This is a genomic window from Bacillus sp. AFS001701, from assembly GCF_002559405.1.
Classification (GTDB): Bacteria; Bacillota; Bacilli; order Bacillales; family Bacillaceae_G; genus Gottfriedia.
Window position 1 is genome coordinate 1 of sequence record NZ_NTZO01000330.1, and the last position, 5,142, is coordinate 5,142.

4 protein-coding genes and 1 riboswitch are annotated in these 5,142 nt (G+C 32.7%); of the genes, 3 read left to right on the top strand and 1 reads right to left on the bottom strand.

Features of this window, described 5'->3' with window-relative positions; all coding sequences use genetic code 11:
- Positions 1–66: 66 nt before the first annotated feature.
- On the top strand, positions 67–723 hold the full coding sequence (locus CN514_RS19205; protein WP_098233977.1) for a VC0807 family protein: 657 nt from the start codon (positions 67–69) through the stop codon (positions 721–723).
- 66 nt (positions 724–789) lie between these two features.
- Here CN514_RS19205 and CN514_RS19210 read toward each other — a convergent pair whose 3' ends face one another.
- Positions 790–1,728, bottom strand: a complete 939-nt coding sequence (locus CN514_RS19210; RefSeq protein ID WP_098233978.1) for a cation diffusion facilitator family transporter — start codon at positions 1,726–1,728, stop codon at positions 790–792.
- A 306-nt stretch (positions 1,729–2,034) separates the two neighbouring features.
- Positions 2,035–2,208: riboswitch (Lysine riboswitch) on the top strand.
- A 135-nt stretch (positions 2,209–2,343) separates the two neighbouring features.
- Between CN514_RS19210 and lysA the strand changes: the two genes are divergently transcribed.
- Together lysA and CN514_RS19220 are read left to right on the top strand one after the other, a co-directional pair.
- Entirely contained in the window at positions 2,344–3,663 is a 1,320-nt protein-coding gene (lysA, locus tag CN514_RS19215) for a diaminopimelate decarboxylase (RefSeq protein WP_098233979.1), read from the top strand.
- Between the two features lie 209 nt (positions 3,664–3,872).
- Positions 3,873–5,060 (top strand): C40 family peptidase, encoded by a 1,188-nt coding sequence (locus tag CN514_RS19220; protein WP_098233980.1) that lies wholly within the window; start codon positions 3,873–3,875, stop codon positions 5,058–5,060.
- Positions 5,061–5,142 lie beyond the last annotated feature (82 nt).

The following is a 5,142-nucleotide window of genomic DNA, read 5'->3' on the forward strand; positions in this document are numbered from 1 at the left end:
CATTAATAATAATATTAAATAGCAATGATTATGACGAATAAGGCCAAAAAAAACGAGGTTATATAAATGAAGAAAGAAAGTAATTTAATTATTTACGATCTAATTTTGTATTTAGTATTTCCGCTTGTTTTATATAAAGTTTTACAACACTATTTTAGTGACTATTGGGCGATGCTCTTACCGACAGTTCCAGGGATCTTATATACTTTATTTCGCTTTTGGTATACTAAACAGTTTAATGTTACTGGTATTTTTATTATCTCAACATTAACTGTTAGTACTGCCGTTGATTTAATGGCATTAGGTTCTGCGAAAAACTTAATTTTGTACAATGTTTATTATCACTTTGGGGTTGTAGTCGTATTTTTAATTTTATTGGCTTTGAAAAAACCGTTACCATATTATTTTATGATTGATATTGCTGCAATACAGGGGCAAGATCGTGAAGAAAGTAAAAAATTATATAAACATCCTTCACTATTTAAAGTATTTCAGTACTTGTTTGTCGCATGGATTATTAAAGATATCGTATTTGCTGTTGCACAATGGTGGATGGTTGATACGTATGGATTAAAAGCATATTACTCACGTACAATTATCTTTACAGTTGGTGGATATGTTTTTGGCATAATTATGGCGATCGGCTATGCAATGGTTACGATGAGAGCTCAAAAATTAAAAGGTGACGATTCAGAGCAACCTTCCGATGAATTTATTATTTAGTAAAAGTCCTTTAAATAGAATGAACCCCACAAGTTATAAAATCCTTGTGGGTTTTTCTAATGTCCATTATCCCTTTAATGAATTTCCTACTCCTTGCAATTTCTGCTCTTCTCTTGAACTTGCATTTAAAATATCAAGTTTTTGTATTCTTTCATTTTCTGGTTCGACATGAATTAATATTTTAGGATCAACTAAAACCTTTTTTATTTCTTCTTCTATTTTGTCGCATAGTAAATGGGCTTCTTCAATGCTCATATGCGATGGCAATACTAAATGGAAATCTATATGCTCCTCAGCACCCGAACGTCTCGTGCGTAAGTCATGGTATTCGATAAATTGGGATTTAAAAGAATATAATACATTTTCGATTTGGTTTAATTCATCTGTAGAAAGCCCAGTATCTAGTAGGGGGGTAAACGACTTGCGTCCAAGTTCAATTGATTCCTTCATTATATAAATTGCGATTCCAATTCCGATCAATGCATCGAGAAATTCCCAACCAGTAAGACTTACTAAAATTAAACTTCCTGCAACGCCGAGTGATGAATAAACGTCTGTTAATAAATGCAAAGCGTTTGATTGCATTGCAACAGAATGAGTATCATTTCCTACTTTTTGAACGATTTTTCCTACTCTCCAATTGATTAACGCTCCAATTAACATGACGACTACACCTATAATTGGCATTTTAATTGGGGTAGGATGAAGTAGCTTTTCAACAGACTCAATAATAATCCAAATACCAGCTACAAATATTAAGATTGTTTCGACTGTACCTGAAATATTTTCAAACTTACCATGACCATAAGGATGTTCCTTATCGGGCGGTCTGTTTGAAATCCTTACAGAGAAAAATGCAATGACTGAAGCAACTAAATCCAATAAAGAATGAATAGCTTCAGAGATAATTGCTACGGAACCAGTAAATATCCCGACAATTAATTTTAATAAAACGATGAATGTGTTACTACATATAGAAAGTACTGCTATTTTGCTTGAACGCAACCTATTCACCCCAGTCCAATTTTTTCTACTTAAGTTAAGAGTTTTGTAATAAGGCAACAAAAAAGAAAAACCACTAACAGTTTGTTAGTGGTTTGTTTTTTTTAGATTTAATTTATAATTATTGAAATGATTTTTCATTTTTGAATCACCTTTTCTCTCGCATAAAACATATTCTATATTATAAGTACTATTTTTGGAAAGCAAAAGCTGTGTGTGCGAGTGAATATAAATCGACAAATAATTTAAAAATGGTTTGACATCTATTTTTAGACTGTGTTATACATAGACTAATATAAAAAATAACAGTCTATTCGTAGAGGTTGCATTGTATATGAGTATCATTTCAGAGAACTGTGGGTTTTATGACGAAATGAGAAAGGATCCTATGCCGAAGAAATAAATTGCCACACATTTTATTTCTGGGACTACATTTAATAAATGTAGTACTGTCACATGTGTTTGTGAAGAGCTATTGAAGAGATGTGATTGGCTAAGTCCTTTTTTAAAAAGCGATAGGCACATGAACATATCCTTCATGTGTCTTTTTTAATACACTAATACATTGAAGGAAGCTTCTTAGAGTGATCTTACATTTGATTTGAAGGGAGAATACGAATGTATTTACATGGTAATAGTCGAATTAATAATGAAGGACATTTAGAAATCGGAGGTTGTGATACTGTAGATTTAGTAAAAAATTACGGTACCCCTCTATACATTTATGACGAAGCATTAATTGAATCAAAATGTAGGGAATTCCATGAAGCTTTAAGAGAAACGGGAATGAAATATCAGGTTGCTTACGCGAGTAAAGCATTTCTATGTGTTGAACAAGCCCGCTTAATAGAAAGAGAAGGTCTATGTCTAGATGTTGTTTCTGGTGGAGAGTTATATACAGCATTGCAAGCAGGTTATCCAGCTGAGAAAATTCACTTTCACGGAAACAACAAAACAATTGAAGAAATTGAAGAAGCTTTAAATGCAAAAATCGGTTGTTTTGTAGTCGATAATTTCTTTGAGCTAGAAGTATTACAGGCCTTAGCTGAACAACGTAATGAAGAAGTATCAATCTTATTACGTGTTACGCCAGGTGTTGAAGCACATACACATGAATATGTAATGACGGGTCAAGAAGACTCTAAATTTGGATTCGATATTATGTCTGGTCAAGCTAATGAAGCAGTGGAAGTTTCTTTAAATTCAACTAACCTAAAATTATTAGGAGTACATTCACATATAGGATCTCAAATTTTCGAACCAGATGGATTTGTTCATGCAATCAATGTATTAATGAGCTTTTTAAATGGTCTAAAAAACGATTTAGGTTTTACAGCTGAAATATTAAATGTAGGTGGAGGCTTTGGTATTCGCTATACTTCAGAAGATGAGCCTTTAGCTGTCGCTAAACATATAGAAAAAATTACTACTATTATTAAACAACAATGTGAAGAGCTAGACTACAAACTACCAGAATTATGGTTAGAGCCTGGACGCAGTATTGTTGGAGAAGCTGGAACAACACTTTATACGATTGGTTCAACAAAAACTCTTCCTTCAATTCGTAAATATGTATCTGTTGACGGGGGAATGACTGATAATATTCGTCCTGCACTATACGGATCAAAATATGAGGCGATGCTTGCAAATCGAGCAAATGATGAGAATAAAGAAGTTGTATCGATTGCTGGTAAATGCTGTGAAAGTGGCGATATGCTAATTTGGGATTGTAACTTACCTGTTGCACAAAACAATGATGTATTAGCTGTATCTTGCACTGGTGCATATGGCTATTCAATGGCTAATAATTATAACCGTATCCGTCGTCCAGCAGTAGTATTTGTTAAAGATGGTGTTTCAAGAGAAGTAGTTCGTCGAGAAACATATGAAGACTTAGTTCGAAATGACAGAATTTACATCGAAAACTCTAGTAGATAAATAACGTTTTTGTGTTATTTGTCTCAGTTACTGACACTTCTATATAATATAGAAGTGTTTTATTGCGTTTTCTTTAATAAAAGATGATAATTTATCGACATATAAAGACATATTTATCATTTATATTACAATATTGTAACAATTGCGACTCTCTTCGGGAATCTATGGTATAAATATTTACGTAGATTAGCGAGAGGAGAAACGCTGAAATGTTAAGAAAAAAACTAGCAGTGCTGGCGATGGCAAGTACAATAGTATTATCATTAGCGCCAAATGCTTCAGTATTAGCTGATAGCAAAGTTGAAAAAAAGCAAGCTGAAGTAGATAAGTTCCAATCACAATTTAAAGAATTAAGCAACGAGATAGAGAAAATAGATCAACAAATTAAAACAACTAAGCAAAACATAGAAGCAAAAAAAGCAGAAATTTCTGAAACAGAAGAAATTATTAAAGATAAAAAAGCAAGAATTACATACTTAGAAGTTAGAATTCAAAAACGCAACGATTTATTAGAGGATCGTTTAGTTGCAATGCAAAAGCAACCAAAAGTTAATCTAGTAACAGACGTTTTATTTAATTCAGACTCAATAGTAGATTTCTTTAATCGTGTAAACTCAATTTCAACACTTTTTGATGCTGATGAAAATATCATTAAAGAACAAAAGTCTGAACAAGCAGAAGTATTAAAAGAAAAACAACTTGTTGATGAGAAGAAAGAATCTTTAGTAAAAGCAAAAGAAGATTTAGTTGCTCAACAAAGTGAGCTTTCAAAATCACAAGCTGAAAAACAAAAATCATTAAATACTGCTGAAGCTAACTTAAAGTTAGCTGTTAAAGAACTAGAAAATGCAAAAGAAGATGAGAGAGTTCAACGTCTTGAGCAACAATCTCTTGAACTAGCTGCATTATCTAGCGATGATGATGAAGATGATAGCGTTAGCACTCCAGCTACAAAATCTAGTTCAAATTCTGATTCGAAATCTAGTTCGAATTCTAGTTCTAAACCTAAATCAGATTCAAATAATGATGGTCCAGCAGCAACTGGAAACTCACTTGTAGATTATGCTTTACAATTCCAAGGTGTACCTTATGTATTTGGTGGAACGTCTCCAAGCGGTTTTGATTGCAGTGGTTTCATCTGGTATGTATATTCACATAATGGATATGGCATCTCTCGTGGAAATGTAAAAACATATTGGAGCAATGCGACAAAAATTAGCTCTCCACAACCTGGTGACCTAGTATTCTTACAAAATACTTATATTAATGGTCCTTCACATATGGGTATTTACATTGGTGGAAATAAAATGGTTCATGCTGGAAGTAAAGGGATCAGCGTAATCAGCTTAAGTAATAGCTGGGTTCGTTCTCACTTCTTAGGCTATGGAAAATTCTAATAGTTTATTAACCTCGTATTATAATTAGTATAGTACGAGGTTTTTTATATTGTCTTACGGGAAAATCAAAAAGGTATAAGCT